This window comes from Oceanobacillus timonensis, from assembly GCF_900166635.1.
In the GTDB taxonomy this organism is placed as follows: domain Bacteria; phylum Bacillota; class Bacilli; order Bacillales; family Amphibacillaceae; genus Oceanobacillus; species Oceanobacillus timonensis.
Genome location: NZ_LT800497.1, coordinates 4,179,863 through 4,198,204, shown reverse-complemented (window position 1 = coordinate 4,198,204; position 18,342 = coordinate 4,179,863). Strand labels below are relative to the sequence as shown.

General features: G+C 38.4%; 19 protein-coding genes and 1 riboswitch. Of the genes, 11 read left to right on the top strand and 8 right to left on the bottom strand.

Annotated elements, in window-relative coordinates; translation table 11 throughout:
- The first annotated feature begins 385 nt into the window (after nucleotides 1-385).
- Nucleotides 386-1,240 carry an aldo/keto reductase gene (locus tag B7E05_RS20620; RefSeq protein ID WP_080875964.1) on the top strand — a complete coding sequence of 285 codons (855 nt, stop codon included), beginning with the start codon at nucleotides 386-388 and terminating at the stop codon, nucleotides 1,238-1,240.
- Between the two features lie 186 nt (nucleotides 1,241-1,426).
- On the opposite strand, the gene B7E05_RS20615 is transcribed toward B7E05_RS20620, so the two are convergent.
- Complete coding sequence (locus B7E05_RS20615) at nucleotides 1,427-2,578, bottom strand: NADH-dependent flavin oxidoreductase (RefSeq protein ID WP_080875963.1); 1,152 nt, start codon at nucleotides 2,576-2,578, stop codon at nucleotides 1,427-1,429.
- A gap of 784 nt (nucleotides 2,579-3,362) precedes the next feature.
- On the opposite strand from B7E05_RS20615, the gene B7E05_RS20610 reads away from it, so the two are divergent.
- Nucleotides 3,363-3,740 (top strand): MerR family transcriptional regulator, encoded by a 378-nt coding sequence (locus B7E05_RS20610; protein WP_143833272.1) that lies wholly within the window; start codon nucleotides 3,363-3,365, stop codon nucleotides 3,738-3,740.
- Nucleotides 3,741-3,765: 25 nt separating this feature from the next.
- On the opposite strand, the gene B7E05_RS20605 is transcribed toward B7E05_RS20610, so the two are convergent.
- Nucleotides 3,766-4,095 carry a hypothetical protein gene (locus tag B7E05_RS20605; protein ID WP_080875962.1) on the bottom strand — a complete coding sequence of 110 codons (330 nt, stop codon included), beginning with the start codon at nucleotides 4,093-4,095 and terminating at the stop codon, nucleotides 3,766-3,768.
- 19 nt (nucleotides 4,096-4,114) lie between these two features.
- A complete protein-coding gene (locus B7E05_RS20600) occupies nucleotides 4,115-4,873 on the bottom strand; it encodes an SDR family oxidoreductase (protein WP_080875961.1) in 759 nt (252 codons plus the stop codon).
- 738 nt (nucleotides 4,874-5,611) lie between these two features.
- Between B7E05_RS20600 and B7E05_RS20590 the strand changes: the two genes are divergently transcribed.
- From B7E05_RS20590 to arsC, 3 genes are all read left to right on the top strand, one after another.
- Entirely contained in the window at nucleotides 5,612-5,962 is a 351-nt protein-coding gene (locus B7E05_RS20590) for a DUF4181 domain-containing protein (RefSeq protein ID WP_080875959.1), read from the top strand.
- A 62-nt stretch (nucleotides 5,963-6,024) separates the two neighbouring features.
- Complete coding sequence (locus B7E05_RS20585; RefSeq protein WP_080875958.1) at nucleotides 6,025-7,323, top strand: arsenic transporter; 1,299 nt, start codon at nucleotides 6,025-6,027, stop codon at nucleotides 7,321-7,323.
- 14 nt (nucleotides 7,324-7,337) lie between these two features.
- Nucleotides 7,338-7,757 (top strand): arsenate reductase (thioredoxin), encoded by a 420-nt coding sequence (gene arsC / locus B7E05_RS20580; protein ID WP_080875957.1) that lies wholly within the window; start codon nucleotides 7,338-7,340, stop codon nucleotides 7,755-7,757.
- 152 nt (nucleotides 7,758-7,909) lie between these two features.
- Here the strand turns inward: arsC and B7E05_RS20575 are convergent, their stop codons facing one another.
- The 4 genes from B7E05_RS20575 to B7E05_RS20560 all read right to left on the bottom strand — a co-directional run bounded on the left by B7E05_RS20575 (nucleotide 7,910) and on the right by B7E05_RS20560 (nucleotide 11,237).
- Complete coding sequence (locus B7E05_RS20575; RefSeq protein ID WP_080875956.1) at nucleotides 7,910-8,479, bottom strand: Uma2 family endonuclease; 570 nt, start codon at nucleotides 8,477-8,479, stop codon at nucleotides 7,910-7,912.
- 109 nt (nucleotides 8,480-8,588) lie between these two features.
- A complete protein-coding gene (locus tag B7E05_RS20570) occupies nucleotides 8,589-9,632 on the bottom strand; it encodes a YkvI family membrane protein (RefSeq protein ID WP_080875955.1) in 1,044 nt (347 codons plus the stop codon).
- 62 nt (nucleotides 9,633-9,694) lie between these two features.
- A complete protein-coding gene (locus B7E05_RS22725; protein WP_080875954.1) occupies nucleotides 9,695-10,150 on the bottom strand; it encodes a CBO0543 family protein in 456 nt (151 codons plus the stop codon).
- Nucleotides 10,071-11,237 carry a DUF2515 domain-containing protein gene (locus B7E05_RS20560; RefSeq protein ID WP_080875953.1) on the bottom strand — a complete coding sequence of 389 codons (1,167 nt, stop codon included), beginning with the start codon at nucleotides 11,235-11,237 and terminating at the stop codon, nucleotides 10,071-10,073. Before B7E05_RS20560 ends, B7E05_RS22725 begins: the two co-directional genes overlap by 80 nt.
- Before the next feature lie 84 nt (nucleotides 11,238-11,321).
- Between B7E05_RS20560 and shc the strand changes: the two genes are divergently transcribed.
- From shc to B7E05_RS22275, 6 genes are all read left to right on the top strand, one after another.
- Nucleotides 11,322-13,196: a squalene--hopene cyclase gene (gene shc, locus B7E05_RS20555; protein ID WP_080875952.1), complete on the top strand. Its 1,875-nt coding sequence runs from the start codon at nucleotides 11,322-11,324 to the stop codon at nucleotides 13,194-13,196.
- Nucleotides 13,197-13,360: 164 nt separating this feature from the next.
- On the top strand, nucleotides 13,361-14,410 hold the full coding sequence (locus B7E05_RS20550) for a 2,3-butanediol dehydrogenase (protein ID WP_080875951.1): 1,050 nt from the start codon (nucleotides 13,361-13,363) through the stop codon (nucleotides 14,408-14,410).
- A 293-nt stretch (nucleotides 14,411-14,703) separates the two neighbouring features.
- A complete protein-coding gene (locus B7E05_RS20545) occupies nucleotides 14,704-14,997 on the top strand; it encodes a hypothetical protein (RefSeq protein WP_080875950.1) in 294 nt (97 codons plus the stop codon).
- Nucleotides 14,998-15,307: 310 nt separating this feature from the next.
- Nucleotides 15,308-15,407, top strand: a riboswitch (guanidine-I (ykkC/yxkD leader).
- 80 nt (nucleotides 15,408-15,487) lie between these two features.
- Nucleotides 15,488-15,829 (top strand): DMT family transporter, encoded by a 342-nt coding sequence (locus B7E05_RS20540; RefSeq protein WP_080875949.1) that lies wholly within the window; start codon nucleotides 15,488-15,490, stop codon nucleotides 15,827-15,829.
- Entirely contained in the window at nucleotides 15,829-16,143 is a 315-nt protein-coding gene (locus B7E05_RS20535; protein WP_080875948.1) for a DMT family transporter, read from the top strand. The genes B7E05_RS20540 and B7E05_RS20535 overlap by 1 nt, the downstream gene beginning before the upstream one ends.
- A gap of 121 nt (nucleotides 16,144-16,264) precedes the next feature.
- Nucleotides 16,265-17,146: a hypothetical protein gene (locus tag B7E05_RS22275; RefSeq protein WP_179134602.1), complete on the top strand. Its 882-nt coding sequence runs from the start codon at nucleotides 16,265-16,267 to the stop codon at nucleotides 17,144-17,146.
- Between the two features lie 198 nt (nucleotides 17,147-17,344).
- Here the strand turns inward: B7E05_RS22275 and B7E05_RS20525 are convergent, their stop codons facing one another.
- A complete protein-coding gene (locus tag B7E05_RS20525) occupies nucleotides 17,345-18,238 on the bottom strand; it encodes a DMT family transporter (RefSeq protein ID WP_080875947.1) in 894 nt (297 codons plus the stop codon).
- Between the last annotated feature and the right edge of the window lie 104 nt (nucleotides 18,239-18,342).

Genomic DNA, 18,342 nt, shown 5'->3' with positions numbered 1-18,342 from the left:
ACGCTAACTCCCTGAATTACTCAACTAATCATTCAGTGGGAGACTGAATGAAGTTTCGTTTTATAATGGTTCTTGTAGATATATAGAGACGAACCGAATTTAAAAAAAGGATTTATTACGAAGTTATCCTCATTCCATCAATCCATTCCGATTGGTGTAAGATTTTTTAAACTTGGGTATAGTAATGATGGACATCTTAATAAGAGATGGAAATATGAAATACTGATAATGTGATTGATTTTGACAATTGCTCGGCGGTTATTTTAATCGGATGCCCTATTGAGTGAAGACAGCCTGTTGGTTTTTATATCAGCAGACAGGAGGGAAATATTTTTCGGTCATTCTCAACTCACATGACAAAAAGTTTAAAGGAGAGGCGATTTTGATGACTCTTAATAATAATGGTTTTACTCTAAATGATGGTTCCGTGCTTCCTTTTGTGGGACTAGGCACAATCGGTATTGACGGTGATCAGGGTACATTTGAAATTTTAAACGCCTTAAACTTAGGTTACCGTTTAATCGATACGTCCACAAACTATAACAATGAAGGTATTGTCGGTGAAGCGGTGCGTCGCTCTGCACTGCCTAGAGAAGAAATTTTAGTCAGTGCGAAATTGCCTGGCTCTCACCATGAATACGACAAGGCGTTTATCTTTATTCAAGAATCGTTACGTCGCATGGGACTAGAATATTTTGACAAGTATTTAATTCATTGGCCGAATCCGAAAGACGGCAAATATGTCGAAGCTTGGAAGGCCTTAGTGGATGCTCAAAAACAAGGATTAATCCGAACCATCGGTGTTTCAAACTTTGAACCGGAACATCTGGATGATATTATTGAAGCAACAGGTGTGACGCCTGCGACAAATCAAGTAGAGCGTCAACCTTATTTTAATAATAAGCGTATGGTTGAAGAAAATAAAAAACGGGGTATTCTTACGGAAGCTTGGAGTCCTTTTGGACGGGGGCACCTGAATGATGTGCTGGAAAATGCCACAATAAAAGAAATTGCTGATAAATATGGTAAAACTCCGGCGCAGATTATTCTAAACTGGAATTATCAGGCTGGTGTATTTACTATTCCAAAATCAAGCAATCCAACGCATCAAAAAGATAATATCCACAGTACCAGCTTTGAATTAGCTCCTGAGGATATGGAAAAAATGGATTCATTGGATAAAGGGGAAGCTGGCCGTGTAGAAGGGCAGGATCCTAACGAATATCATGAATATGTATAAGTAGGAAACGATAGGAACATCAGAATTTGTACAGTCTCTTTGCAATGGTTTGCAACATGGTTCAATTCCGAGAAGAGAACGTATAATAATGGTAAGTGCTCTGCCAGAAAAGAGTTATTTTAAAACGGACGCTTTTCTTGTGTAAGAAAAGCGTCCGTTTTCTATTTTTTGATGCAATTGAAAGGCTTATCTACGATCTGTTCTTGGCAGTGGATATAAACCTTTATTAAATTGTTCCCATAACTTAGGTGGTAAATCATGTTTATCATCTCTATCAGGGTCAAATTCTGACAGGATATTGTCTGCTTTATCATTCTGTATTTTATGAATGAAATGATGATCTAATAAAATCTCTCTGCCTAATGCGATCAAGTCAACATTTCCTGATTCGATAGCTTCTAATGCATCTTCAGCAGTAAATATGGAACCAATACCAATCAATGGCATGCGGCCATCTATCCATTGGTGAAGTAATTTAATTCTTTCTTCGCCTTGATACTTGCCTTCACGGGTTTTAGAGTGTACCTTCATTAAGGAAACATGCAAGAAATCTAAAGGTTTTTCAATTAAATTTTTCACCAATTCTTCTGTGATTTCCATCGTTATACCTGGTGATTCTGCTTCCTCTGGTGAAAATCTATAACCAACGATGAAATGCTCATCTGCATGAGCTTTCACCGTGTTGATAACCTCATCCACAACTTTCATTGGAAATTTTAATCTGTTTTCTCCCCACGCATCATCACGACGATTATAATATGGTGAAACAAATTGTTGGATGAGATAATGGTTTGCCCCGTGTATTTCTACACCATCGAATCCTGCTTCGATCACTCTGCGTGTTGCCTCGCCAAATGCTTTAATGGTGTGTTCAATTTCTTCTTGTGTCATTTCTCTGGCATGATGTTCTTCTTTTTCATAGGACGGGCTATGCGCCCTATCACCGTGTAAGGTGATAGGGCTTGGAGCCACTACATCTTCATTCGGTGTTAAATAGGGCATTGACTGTGCCCCGCCATGATGTATTTGTACAATCGCTGTTGCCCCATTTTGCTTCATCGCTTCAGCCAACCGTTTCAAACCATCCAGATTAGAATCATGTGCAACGGAAGGTTGACCAGGAAAGGCCTTTCCTATATCAGCCACATTACTAGCTGCAGAAATAGCCAATCCGACATCTTTAGAACGTTTTTTGATATAATCAATTTCCGCATCAGATATTGTCCCATCATCGTTTGAAGACGCATGCGTGAGTGGGGCTAAGACTAATTTATTTCTTAACTCTACTTTGTTGGGTAATGTCACTTTTTCAAATAGTGGTTCAAACTTCTTATCCATTACGATAATACCTCCAATAAATTTTCATTTAAAACAATTCGATTGTTTTTCATTTTGAGTTATTACTCAAACTTTAATCCGTGCAATTTTATAATTTGCCACAAAAAGTATAAAACAGGTATCGAGCTAAATTGGACCTATTTTTATTTAATTCACCATAAATTGATTTTTCAAAACGAAGGCTACTTCTGTGAATACAGTTAAAATATATGCAATGTAACGCATTATTTAAATCCGTTTAATAACTACATATTTGTATATCTAGGATTATCGATATAGTAGTTAAAAAGAAAAGAGAATCTATTTCGATCTCTGTCCTAAAATATTCAGCTAACTGACTTCGGCAAGTGAGCGTTTTGTTTAGAAAAATACTTGTCGGATTCTTTTCATTCCTTTAAGATGTTAAGTTGAATTTTATTAGATAATGCTTTAAATACATCAATAGGTTCCATACGATTCATTATATCTATTTTTCTAGATATGTCAAATTATAAGTGCAATCGATTCGTGGTAAATATAAGTAGAATAAGCATGGAAGTTCGTAAAGAAATAAAGGTTATTTCAGCACAAATAAGAGTTAAAAAGTAAGTTCGCCACGCTTCCGGTTGCATTCAAGATTACTTGAATGTTTATAATGATAATATATTTAAAGAAATGAATGGTGGGTATTCATTCTGAATCATTCTAAAAGTTATTACGATGGAATAGAAGGCTTCATTGAATTGGGCTTTCAACAATGCCTTCTTTTATCTTTTGCCAAAACGAAGCACAGGTGGTGTAAAATATGCTGACAATAAAAGAGGCTTCCGAAAAAACAGAAGTTCCGGCATCAACCATTCGTTATTATGATAATGAAGGGCTTTTACCTTTTATTGAGCGCAGTGAAAATGGTTATAGGATGTTTAAGGAAGAAGATTTATTTTGGCTGGAGCTAATAGGGTGTATGCGTGCAACAGGGATGTCTATTGAAATATTAAGGCATGTGGCACACTTACACATGAAAGGAGATAGCACGTTAGAAGAAAGAACACAAATTTTTCGAGACCATCAGGAAAAATTGCAGAAACAGAAACTGGATATTGATATAGCGTTGGACAAGCTGACAAAGAAAATGGAGATACTCGACGAAGAGAAGTCACCTAAAAAAACCTCTCAGATTTAGATTTCTGAGAGGGTCTTAATGTGTTTTATTTGGCATTTTGCAGCAGCTTTTTCCGGACAAATTTTTCATCTGGATCAACAACAGATGTAAAACGAAATGAAGATACTAATTCTTTTTGGAGCTGTTCCGACTCCCGTTCAAGCATTTCTTTCGCATCCACTACTACACCGATTGCAAAGATATCATGGTGGTAAAGACCTTGTTCATGCGACAGCTCAATCATTTCTTTCGTTAAATCATTAACAAAAGATGCTTTAGAGATAGAAACTTTTCTACTTGCGTTTACATCCCCGGTGGAAGCCAAAATAGATATTGTCGTTTCTGTTGGAGCATATTCAGCTAAAAAACAATGCATGGAAATCTCCTCCTTTTAATTAGCGGGTTGTATACCCTCCGTTAGCAAATATGGTTTGGCCATTAATCCACCATCCGTCTGTTGTCAAAAATGTAACGACAGGAGCGATATCTTCAATTTGTGTTAATTGATTATGAAGTGCTTGCGACTGATGAAACGCTACTCTTTCATCCGTTTCTTGGGGATAAAAGAAAGGAGTGTCCATTGGACCGGGAGCAATGTTATTTACGGAAATTCCCCGGCTCATTAATTCTGCTGAAGCAGCTCGTGTATAGTGCTCAACAGGCGCTTTTTCACCCGCATACGTAGAATATCCATCCGTATAAGCGGCTAATAATGCTGTGACGATGGTAACGATTTTCCCGTTGTCGTTCATATGCTTCGCTGCTTCTTTGATAAAAAAGTAGGCGGTTTTTGCATTAATCTGCTGCATGCTGTCATATTCTTCTTCCGACGTTTCTACAATCGGTTTGCGAAGAACTTTGCCCGTTGTATTAACAGCAATATCAATGTTGCCATACTGACTTACAGCAAAATCGAACAGTTCTTCCATTTTCGCTGGGCTTGTTAGATCCCCTTGAAATAATACAGCTTCACCGCCATTATCTTTCATCCATTCAACCGTTTGTTTTGCTTCTTTCTCAGAGGAAGCACTATGATAATGCACAACTACTTTTGCTCCGTCATTTGCAAAATTTTTGCTTACCAAAGCGCCAAGGTTCTTCCCGCCGCCTGCAACAACGACTACTTTATCTTTCAATGTATCAAATTTTGCCATGATCATTACCTCCTTGATAATTATTCATCTAGAGTGTAAACCTTGAAGCGCGCTTGAAGGCAATAGAAAAATAACATACTACAAATATTTCTTCCCGCAAAGCTTAGATATATAAGGAGATGAATGCATCTTTTTCGTTCCTTTCTAGCGGAAGTGCAGATTGCAAATAGGGGTATCCAACGTCAAACCAATAACCTTTACTCCCCTTGAGATGATAAATCTAGAGCGTTTGAAGAAAACAAATGAATAGTGGTAGGATAAGGAAGAAATGGTGAGATATGATTTGAAGGATACCATGAAAAATAATTTTCTATATTTGTTTTAGTTTTTGTGCTTATGCTTATCATGTTTCAAATTCCTCTTGCTGCGATGTAGGGTACGAGTGGAGTTTTTGAGGTTTATACATTTTGGGTTGTTGTACTGTATAAAGAAATTAGAAGAGGCAGAGAGGAGAAAAGTATGCATGTATAATAACAAAGATAAAAAATTCCATTGTGATCATTGCAACAAAATCATAGAGACAGGTGAAAAATGCTGGATAAAATGGAATTTTCCTCCTAGCCATTTAAAGACACAAACAATGCCCAGAAAGAGTTTTGAATGGGGAAATGTGCCTTTGATTTGCAGCCAGTGTTCAAATAAAGATATTAAAATGTCAGATTACTAGCCTATATCTTTTGGTAAGCTTGCATCGATTAACATTTATATATAATGCCGGCCACAGGAAGGAGGCATAAAGTGATACGCATTCTTACCATGATCATTGTCATTTTGATTTTAGATCATTTTATCAACCGATATCTCATAAAGAAATGGGATATACAAACATCTGATTTGGGATTAAAATATGTGAATAAGCTACATAAATATGGGGAGAGAATACTTTACCTGGGAAGTTTAATTGTGTTAGTTATTGCAGTAAATGATTTTCCAGACCTTCGAATATGGGTGTTTATTAGTATGGCCGTTTTGTTCGCATTTCGTACTATCATGAAATGGACGTATGCAAAAGAAAACAAAACATATCTTCTAAATGCTGTAACCTGTGGATTATTTATTGTAAGTTCATTTGTTTACGGCTTTTTATAAATTAAAAGAACTGGAAAAGAAAGGAACACGCATTTGTTGTTGTTAGGTTTGGAGGTTTTATTTTGTCGGCGACACTTGTATTCGCTATTATTATATTTATATTAACCCTCGTTCTGGTTATTTGGCAGCCGAAAAATTTAAATATCGGCTGGTCTGCCATGGGGGGAGCTGTTCTTGCTTTACTCACAGGAGTAGTGGGATTGAGTGATGTACTGGAAGTTATCGACATCACATGGAATGCAACATTATCCTTTGTTGCCATCATTCTTATTTCTTTAGTATTAGATGAGATTGGCTTATTTGAGTGGGCAGCATTACATATGGCGCGTTTAGCAAAAGGGCACGGAATCAGGATGTTTATCTATATAAGCATGTTAGGTGCGGTTGTCGCAGCTTTATTTGCAAATGATGGTGCAGCACTCATTCTAACGCCGATTGTACTAGCGATGGTCCGTCATTTGGATTTTAAAGAAAAAATGATTTTTCCATTTATTATGGCGAGCGGTTTTATTGCGGATACAACCTCCCTGCCGTTTATTGTCAGTAACCTAGTGAATATTGTTTCGGCTGATTTCTTTGGAATTGGATTTGTGGAGTATGCTTCAAGAATGCTTATTCCAAATTTATTTTCTTTCGTCGCAACGATTTCAGTATTATTCATTTATTTTCGTAAAAACATACCAAAAAATTATGATGTATCCAAATTAAGAGCCCCGAGTGAGGCGATCAGGGATGTGAAAATGTTTCGCCTATCATGGCTTGTGCTAAGTATATTAGTAATTGGATATTTTACGAGTGAATTTATCCATGTCCCTGTGTCGTTTATCGCCGGCATCATTGCAATTTTCTTTATTGTTATGGCCAAAAGCAGCACCGCTGTGAATACGAAAGAAGTCATAAAAGGAGCCCCATGGAATATTGTATTTTTTTCCATTGGCATGTACGTGGTGGTCTATGGATTAGGTAATGCCGGACTTACATCGGCACTTGCAAGCGTGATTCAAACTGTAGCCGATCAAGGTTTATTTGTTGGGACAGTTGCGATGGGATTTATTGCAGCATTCTTATCTTCCATCATGAACAATATGCCTACTGTCATGATTGATGCATTAGCTATTGCGGAAACAAATACATCTGGTGTGCTGCGAGAAGCGCTTATTTATGCAAATGTAGTCGGATCGGATTTAGGGCCGAAAATCACACCAATTGGTTCTTTGGCAACATTAGTATGGTTGTATGTATTATCACAAAAAGGCGTGAAGATTTCTTGGGGAACGTATTTTAAGACAGGGATTATTTTAACCCTTCCTATTTTATTAATTACATTAGTAGGTTTATATCTAACATTGATTCTAATTTAACAAGGAGCATGATGATGTCTACAAAAAAAATTTATTTCTTATGTACTGGAAACTCTTGCAGAAGTCAGATGGCTGAAGGCTGGGCGAAGAAACATCTTGGAGATACTTGGGAAGTGAAGAGTGCAGGTATAGAAGCGCATGGTTTAAATCCAAAGGCTGTAAAGGCAATGCAAGAGGTGGATTTGGATATTTCAGATCAAACATCCGATATAATTGACTCCGCAACCTTAAATAATGCGGACTTTGTCGTCACTTTATGCGGAGATGCTGCGGATAAGTGTCCTATGACACCGCCGCAAGTGAAACGTGACCATTGGGGATTTGATGACCCTGCAAAAGCAAAAGGAAATGAAGCGGAGAGATGGGCAGTGTTCCAACGAGTTCGTGACCAGATTGGAGAAAGAATCAGGCGCTTTGCGGAGACAGGGGAATAATGTGTGTACGGGTTTATGATAAGGTAGTCAACAATGCGCTTTCGATTATCATAAAATGATTCGAAAGCGCATTGTTTTAGCTATAGTATAAGGGGATAGATGTAAAATCAAACAACATATAGTAATGGGCTGTTATCCGTTGCTTTTGATATTTAGTCCTCAAACAAATTTTCAGTTTCGATGGTAAAGTCTTCAAATAATCTGGAAGCCACTTTCTCATTCTCACTAACTAAATCAAATTGCACCTCGCCATTTTCATCCAGCGTGTACATCATGATACGTTTTTCCATCGGATCAACAATCCAATATTCCTTTACGCCAAATTCCATATAAAGATTTAGCTTTCTTACTAAGTCGTGTGATTTATTTGATGGACTCAATATCTCAATGATAAATTCTGGTGCTCCGATATATTCATTTTCAGTAAAGTTTTCAGGGTTACATGTCACAAATAAGTCGGGAACAACCCTTTTATTTTTATTATGATCATTCTCGTTTTGCTCAAATAGGACATCCGTTGGTGCAGAAAAAACTTCACAGCCGCTATTTTTTAATACTTGATGCAGTTCTCCATGAAGAAAAGAAGCTATTCTTTGATGTGTTATGCTTGGAGATGGGGACATGTAAATAATTCCATCGATATATTCTAATATTTCATCCGCTTGTTGTCGTTTCTCTTCAAATTCTTCATAGGTGTTGAAATTTTTATCTGTTAAACTCAATTCAATCACCATCCTTATCTAAATTATAAGCGAATTCTTATTGAAAATAAAATGAAATATCTATTTACTTTATTATTCCCAACCAAAAACATCTATTTTTATTCCTATTTCATTTCTCAGGCATTCTTTTAACTAATAAAAACAACAGAAAGAACAACCCCAGATAACCAAACAACGGATACAGTACCGACAGTAATTTTCCATATCCCACCTGGCTGATTAGAGAGATAACAAGCAGGATTATCAAGACAGCGTGCCGATAACGAAGATGAAACGCAGACTGCAGCTGGCGTGTAATGCCAAACACATTCCCGACCACCGTATTGAAAATCTCCCCGTAAATAACAACTAAGAACAGGACGTGAATAAGAGCTCCGAAATGTTGGACAATCTCGGCCATTGGTATTTCATAAGGAAATGTTTCCGGAAAGACGGATAATGAAAAATGAATCCATAAAAGGATAAAGAATAAAGCCAGTCCACCCAGAAATCCGCCCCAGCGTAAGATATGTTCATCCTGAATTTCTTTTCCTAATGGAACAAGGACCACCTGTGCTGTCATCAGATTAAATGCTGCGTAGGCAAAAGGGGAACCCGCCCATGAAAGGTTGTCCGATAACTGAACAGGGAGGAGTTTTTCTGCAAGCAGATACGGATGTTCGCCCGCGATAGAGCCTGCTACAAACAGGACGAAAAGAAGCATTAATGGCACAATGTAGGAGTTAATGGCAAATAACCCATTTAACCCTTTCATGACAACGATGTAAGAGAGAATCAGTGTCAGGATAATTCCTAATTGAAACGGAAGGCCAAGCTGTTCATGAAATACAGCGCCTGCCCCGGAAAGCATAACGGAAGTAACGCCGATAACGACGAAAAAGATAAAAAGATTAATCACTTTGGCAATCTTTCTTCCAAAGAGGTATTCATTTAAATCCTGATAAGAATAGGCTCCAATTCGGGCAGATATTATCATTATTTTAGTTCCAATCCAAATAAACAAGACTCCGCTGAATGCAATGCCAATGGTCCCTAAAGCTCCATAGGTACTAAAAAATGTGACAATCTCTTTCCCTGATGAAAAGCCTGCCCCAATAACTGTTCCGACATATGTAGCTGCTAACAGCAATATAGATATTTTTCGATTTCGCATCACGCCACCTCCTCATCATTTTTATGATAAGCAGGACAAGGAAATACCAGCTTTTCCAAATTTCATTTGAAAAAACGAAATACCCTCCAAACAATAACGAGGAACAGCATATATCCGAAAAAAGAATAGGCATGGTTCCAATCCGGGTGATGTATAAAGCCTCCCAGTTTCTCAGCAGCTTTTTCAATAAAAATGACCGCTGTACTAATCGTAAGGATCATTATGCACCGCGGAAGAATCCTCATCCGATTGACCAGATACAAAAATAAAATGACGGAGACAGGAAGAATCAGCAGCGTAAAGGCAATATTGACTGTAAATATTTCTGGGAAAAGACGCATGGGAAAGTGATACATCCCGATGCCGACAAAAAATAAATCTAAGTAGGTCCCGACGACGGAAGAAAAGAGAGCTGCGATGACATACGCCTGCTGTTCTTTACTCCTCTCTAAGGAAGATTGCCTTTTTTGCAATGATGATAAGTTCGATTTTTTCCATTGCCTTGCAGTATTTTTCATGAATTTCCCCACCTGTATTTTTTTCTTCTTCTACGAAATAATCAATCACACTTACATTGTCAAACCAGTCTCCTCTCTCAGCCGGGGAGTGGTTCACGTTTTTCCAAGCATATTTCAATGGAGGGCTATAGATTCGGGGAGCTCCTTTTCTCCGTTCACAATGCCTTGTTCTTCGCCGATAGACCGTACCCGGTGCAGATTCATTCACAGAATGAAACAAATCCTTCCAATAATCGGCTCGGGAGCCTGTATGCGGATGCTTCCTTGCCCAAAGCAGAATATCTTTTAAGACAGATTTCTGTTGAAAAAGGATGGCATATAAACGTTTCCCCAGCATAATCCGCTCATGGAGAGAGCCAAAATGGTGCAGGGTATCGCCAATTAAGGCGGGCTTCTTTTCTATTTTCCCAAGGTGATAATGCGGGAAAATAACATGGTTAAAGCGTAAAAAATCATATAGCTTAAAACCCAATGTATCTAAAACCGTTTCTTTAAAATGAGGATGATGCACCACTCTTTTTTCTAAATAGCTTTGTTCATTAATAATGGTTGCGATGGCTAACAGATAACGGTCACCATGCTCCCAAAAATGATTCCACACCACTTCCATAAATCTAGAGACATTCAAGAAAGGAAGAAGGTGAAAAAGATTTTGATGCATTCTTACACTTTGCTGATACAGCAATAATTGCGGATAAACATCCTGGAATATTAACCAATTACCCCGTTCTAAAAATAAATAGAAGTTTTTTTGTTCTTTTTCAGATAACAAACGTGATAGGAGGTCCCCTTTCAAATCGGTCATGTTCCAGCCGCCGTTGCGTGATACCATATGCCCTAATAAAGCCCAATGGATTTCTGGATGCTGCAAGTAAAAATCGAAGTAGGCTTGTGTCCGGGTGACATTATTTTTATTCCATTTAGTTGTCATGTGATGGATGTTCTGAATGAATACCTGTTCTCTTTTAGGCAGCATGGATACGGATAGGCCGTTTGTTTGTTGGTTCCTTTTATTCTTCAGTTCTCTTTTTATCTTAAGAACAGACTTTTCATACACTTTTTTCTTTTGGAAACAGCCAATTGTCATCCAGTCTCCTCCTTCTCTAAGGAATATGCTTACACGGTGTGTCATATGTATAGGAAAAACGGTTCTTATAAGAGAGGTTTTCTGATGAAGGAAAAGGTAGATGTAGAAATCAATCGTCTGGTTGACAGGCTTACAAAAGAACAAGAGCACGATGGTTCCTGGGCGTATCCCTTTGAAACGGGGATTTCCACAGATTGTTATATGATTATCCTCTTGCGTACATTGGAAATGGATGATGAGGATCTTATCGATGCGCTGGTAAGCAGAATCCTTCGTAAACAAGGAAAAAATGGTGCTTGGAAAATATTCCATGATGAAGGGGAAGGGAACCTCACAGCAACGGTAGAGGCCTGTTATGCGCTCCTTTATTCCGGCCATCGAAAAAAGGAGGACCGGGAGATTCGTTTGGCAACAAGGTTTATCCAGCGGCATGGCGGCTTAAAAGAAATCAATATGTTTGCAAAGGTTATGTTAGCTCTAACAGGACAGTATAAATGGCCGCGTTATCTTCCTGTTCCGGTTCAATTCATCCTTTTTCCGGTTTCTTTTCCACTTAACCTATTTGACTTATCGTTATATGCACGGTCCAATTTGGTTCCGATATTAATTACTGCGGATTATAAATTCAGCCGGAAAACGAAGCGATCGCCTGACTTGTCCTACTTATTTTTACAGCGGGGCGATGACGGCGATTGGGAAGCGGAGTTAAACGATTGGCGTTCCTTTCAAACGCCTTTTCAACGGGGGATTGGCAGTCTGATAGGGAATCCGGAACAGCTCCATGAATTAGCCTTACAGCGTGCAGAGGATTATATGCTGAATCGAAGGGAATCAGACGGGACATTTTACAGCTATTTCAGTGCGACATTTTTGATGATATTTGCCTTGATGGCCAGGGGATATTCGAAAAAAGACCCGATTATTACGAAAGCTGTAGAAGGGTTAAAATCGTTTCAAACCAATATCGGAAAACAAACGCATATGCAGTATACGATGGCAAACGTCTGGAATACGGCTTTAATCAGCCATGCTTTGCAAAAGGCTGGTGTACCGTCATCCTCAACGGAGATTAAAAATGCAAATCAGTATTTACTTGGGAGAGAGCAGATGAAATACGGCGATTGGGCCATCCATAACCCGGATGTGGCACCAGGTGGATGGGGATTTTCTAATATCAATACGTTTAACCCTGATCTAGATGATACAACGGCTTCGTTAAGGTCTATTTGTTCGTTTGCCAGCAACACCCCTGTCTATCGACAAGCGTGGGACCGCGGAATTCAGTGGGCAGTATCCATGCAGAATGATGATGGGGGCTGGCCTGCCTTTGAGAAAAATGTGGATAATACATTACTCTCCTGGCTGCCGATTGAGGGAGGCGGATCGATGCTCTTAGACCCATCAACGGCAGATTTAACTGGAAGAACATTGGAGTTTTTCGGAAATGATACGCATACAGATACGTATCAGCCTTTTATCAAACGGGCAGTGAAGTGGCTTCTCCACAATCAAGAAAAGGATGGCTCCTGGTATGGCAGATGGGGGATTTGTTATATCTACGGAACCTGGTCGGCGATTACAGGGTTAGCAGCGGTGAAAACTTGCAGTAATCACCCGCAGGTTCAACAAGCGATTCAATGGTTGTATGCTATTCAAAATCAGGATGGCGGCTGGGGAGAGTCTTGTAAGAGTGATATAGAGAAAAAATATGTTCCATTAAAGGAAAGTACGCGTACACATACTGCGTGGGCATTAGATGCGCTGATTGCGGCAGAGGAAAAAGCAACGCCAGAAATCAAGCGGGGGATTTCGTATTTACTGGAGACGTCGGAGAAAGCGGATTGGACGACAGCCTATCCGAAGGGCCAGGGGCTTCCGGGAGGATTTTATATTCACTACCATAGCTATGAATACTTGTTTCCCTTGCTGGCTTTGGCGAATTATCGGGAGAAGTTTTGATGATTTTTAAATTTTGACATGATATGCCATACAAGTCGCTTTGTTTAAATATAGGAAGCTTCTGAAAAGGTTTCATTTAAAAACAGTTTCTTTGAGAGAGGAAGTTTTACAGCGTATAATAATAGATGTAATAAAATTTAGTTAGTATTTTGGGAGTGATAGCAGTGAAAGCAGCTGTATGGCATGGAAAAAAAGATATTCGTATTGAAGAAGTGAATGAGAAACCGTTACAAGATTCAGAAGTGAAGGTGAGAGTAGCTTGGGCTGGTATTTGCGGCAGTGACCTTCATGAATATGAAGAAGGACCTGTTTTTGTTCCTGATCAGGAAAAAGATCCGTTAACAAATGAGATAGCTCCTTTGACAATGGGGCATGAATTTGCAGGAATTGTAGAAGAAGTAGGAAAAAATGTTACCAAGTTTAAGCCTGGTGACAGAGTAGCGGTTAACCCAACACTTACTTATGGAAATAAACCGGAAGATGTAGACGCTTATGATGGTTTCAGTTTTATTGGTTTGCATGGAGATGGCGGATTCACGAAATTTGCTCATGCTCCAGAGGGCAATACGTATTTATTGCCAGAGTCTCTAACTTTACAGGATGGGGCATTAATTGAACCTACTGCAGTCGCTGTTCAGGCTGTGAAAGAAGCAGGTCTTCAATTTGGTGATACGGTGGCTATCTTTGGTGCGGGTCCAATTGGCCTGTTAACAGCAATTGCAGCAAAAGCAGCTGGTGCAAGTAAAATCGTTGTACTGGATTTATCACAAACGAGACTAGAAAAAGCAAAAGAATTAGGAGCAACCCATGTGATTAATTCTGGAGAGAAAGATCCGGTAGAAGCAATTAAAGAAATTGTTCCTGACGGCGTCGACGTTTCATTTGAAGTCGCTGGAGTAGCGCCTACATTCAAACAATCTATTGAATCTACCAAACCAAGAGGAACGATGGTTATCGTGTCTATCTTTGCCAGAGAAATAGAGTGGAATCCAATTCAGTTAACGAATACAGGTGTTAAAATTACGTCATCTATTGCGTACACACCGACAACATTCCAACAAACAGTGGATCTAATGGGCACAGGGCAATTAAAACCTCAAGGCATTATTACGGACCAAATTGAACTGGATAATATTGTGGAACAAGGATTTGAAGCACTTACAGCAGATAAGTCTCAAGCAAAAATATTAGTAGAATTAAGCGGAGAAAAATAAAAAATGTACGTGATTAACTTTTGTATACTTATACTGCGCTCCTGTTGAATATGGGTATTTGCTGTTGAATGGCAGATATGCAAAATGGAAACAGAACAGGAAAATGATATATTTAATTGTTATTTAAGCGTGAAAAAAGGCTGAACCCAATAGTGGTGCAGCCTTTTTTTATGTTCACTCCCCTTTTTCATTAGAAATAGGAAGTATTATCCTTTTCATTTAACGTAAGATGTCATTTAATAGGATGTAGACAATTAAAATCAGAGAAAGTCATAACAAGATGAGGTGATAACATGAAAATATTATTAGAATTGATTCGCATCATCGTTATTTTTGGGATACTTGGCGCATTAGGATGGGCTATGATAGGACATATATATACCATCAATGAAGCAACAGAAACTTATTCGTGGCTTGGGGCAATAGCTATGTTATTACTTCTATTTGTATTATATAGAAATAAGTTACAATTTTCCGGATGGCATAAAGGAAAATCGAAACTTCCCAAGTCTGTTACAATCGTATGTATACTAATTGCTGTGATGTTGTTCCTGCTACCATTTTTAATAGGAGAATATTTATCGTAGTGTAACTGGTTGTAGGATTCCCACTTCAAGAAATGAGTGAAAATTTTATTTCTAAATGGGAGATAGGGCAGCCAGTAACGGCCCGATTCGTTTTGACCTACAGGATGTAGATTACAAAGGCGCCTGTGCGCCTAAGACAAGTTGTCGCGAACTTAGCCTTTATTCCTTGATCAGTGGGGAATGAAAGAAACCCCACTGAAGGAAGTTTGATTTTATCAAAATGTTGCATCACTTCCTTCTTTTTGATAAGATGCTTATATAGAAAGCTTGAATTTCTTTGAGACCTGTATAGAATGATAAAAAATGAAATAAAAATGTTTTCTAGGGTTCCGCAAATATAATTTTGGTCTGGACCGAGAGAAAACTCACAGTGAACTACTGTGTCACGGAGGGATAAAAGCCCGGGAGAAACTGTATGTACAGTTGTCTCTCTGGGCTTTTTTTGTTTTTTATTCCCTTTTTGGAAACAATATATTTGGAGGTGTTTACAGTGGATAAAAACTGGTTGAAAGTGTTTATAGCGGCTTTTTTGGAAATCTTTTGGGTGATTGGATTGACGCATTCCTATGATTTTTGGACATGGACCGGAACAGTTATTTGTATTATCGTTAGTAATTATTTAATGATTACAGCGGCACAGGTACTGCCGGCAGGGACAGTCTACGCCATATTTGTAGGCTTAGGAACAGCAGGCACAGTAATTGCGGGAATCTTTTTCTTTGGAGAAGTATTCAAATGGGAAAAAATACTATTAATAGCAGTACTGTTAGCCGGCGTCATTGGATTAAAAATAGTCACACCTGACAAGGAAGAGAAAGGAGCTGTATCCTGATGGCTTGGTTTACATTAATTATAGCAGGATTACTGGAGACGTTTGGTGTCGCCATGATTAATCAACTTACTGTAAAGCGAAATGTACAAACCGTTATTTTACTCATTTTAGGGTTTGGTTCCAGTCTTGCACTACTCAGCTATTCCTTGCAATTCATCCCTATGGGAACAGGTTATGCTATTTGGACAGGAATTGGCGTAGTTGGTGGTGCACTGATTGGCATGATATTTTATGGAGAATCAAAAGACTGGAAGCGGATGGTTTTTATAGCGATGGTTTTATGCTCTGTAATTGGACTTAAACTGATTACGTAATCTCAGTGGAATAAGAATTTGTTACTGTGCATTATTTTGGTTATAATCATGTAATCACCGTATAAAGTTTATCTTGATTCGCTATTTACTCCATAGGAAAAGAACAAGAACGGGGAATTTTATGACAAAAACAAAATGGCTGCTCATTATTTTAGGAATCATGGATTTGATTCTTATCACTGTCCATTATACAGATTATAGCTTTCTTTTTTTGAAACCAACTGGATATGTTATTCCGATGATTATAAACCTTATTGTTCTTACTGTAATTGGTTTTCGTTTAAAGCTCCCTGTACGTTCGAACCTTCCTAAAGTATGGACAATTGCTGGTCTTTTTCTTTTTATACCAATCCTATTGTTTCATGGCTTTATGGTTTTATTAATGGAATATAGTTACACTAAAATCGATTCACCATATGATCAGCAGTCAGTCGTAATCGAATATCGTCACTTTACTTTAGGAGAAACGACATATTCTTATAATTTCTATAAAACGAAATTTGGTTTGCTGGGCAAACAACTGGAGGACCAATCCATTAGCATGATTGTTCGAGACAGAGAACTTCAGTCTGGCGGCCCTGATGCGGAAGGTGCTTTAGGTTTAGGGAACGAAGAATGGTTAACAGCAAATATTGTTCGTTTCTTTACTTGGAACGGAACCGAGGATATTTATTTAGATCCTTCACAAGCCCCGTCTGAAACAGAAGAGACAGAAAACTTGGAGGAAGACGTCGAGCAATTTATGGATAAAGCTAAAAAGAAAGAGAATGGGCAAACAATTACCGTGAATGGAAATACATTAACCATACGGCATGATGAAACGGCGGACCAAGAGTGGATTGATATAGCCAACGAAAATGGAACAGGAGCAATTCCGGCACAGCAATGTTCGCGTATTGTCCCAAATGAGGAGCGCGGATATTATATGTTAGAAGAATGTACACATCAGTGGGAGTATCCCTTCTATCCGATGTCTGAAAAAAAGATAAATCCTCCCAATTAATAATGGATGCGAAATGATATGAGGGGAGGTACAGCCAGTCAACAAGGAGCAATTGTTGTGTATCGATTTCTATAATGCAGGAACAAAATAGGGTATCATTTGTCTGCTTTAAAGAGAAGACTAACGAATAATAGAAAGAGAGAATCGGAACGATATTCGAGTAAACGAGTTTCATTCCGATTCTCTCTTTGTCTGTTTTTAACGATTTCTGAATAACTCGCCCTCTTTCTTGATGTTTGACATAAACACTCCAAATAAAGTAACCACACCTCCTGCGATTGCAAAGAAATGAGGAACCTCGTTTAGCCAAACCCATGCGATAAGAAAAGCAAAAACAGGAGTTAAATAAAGGGAACTCGTTGCTTCTGACGCCCCAGTTTTGGAAGTTATGTACGCCAGCGTGAAATATGGAATCACCGTTGGAAAAACCCCCAGATAAACCACCGCCAGCGTTGCATTCATTGAAGCATTTATGATTGCTTCTCCAAGTCCTGGTAGAAAAATCAACATAAAAAGTGTCCCTGCCCAAATCGTATAGATCGTAAATGAAAAAAATCCATATTTTTTTAAATAAGCACGTTGAAAGACAAAGTAAATACTTTCGGAAAGGGAAGCAATTAAAATAAGAATAACCCCAGCATTCAATGAAAAGTTACCGGCTGAGTCGCCTAATGCGATAAATGCGACACCACAAAAACTGATGAAGGAGCCAATCCATCCCCATAAACCAAATTTTTCACGAAAAAATAGTAAAGCGAATAAAGCTGCGAAGATAGGGGTTGTGGAAACCAATAAACTGGCAATCCCGGCACTAACCGTTTGTTCTCCCAAATTAAGTGCTGTTTGATAGACGGAGAATCCCAAAAAACCTAATAATAAAATAATCGGTACATCTTTGATTTCCGGCAAGCGAATTCTTTTTATACATGCTACAAGAATGAGTACTAATGATCCCACTAATAATCGCAAAAGGGATATATGCCCTGGTGAGTAAGCAGTTAGAGCAGCCCTGATTCCGGGGAATGCGGATGCCCATAAAATAATGGTTACCAAATGGGCAGCAATGATTTTAACATGGAATGATTTTAACATACGTACACCTCATTTATTCTTAAATACAACCAGTTGATAGCGATGCTTCTTATGTTAATATGGCTGTGATAAAATGTATGCAACAGATGAAAAAGAAAAAATCC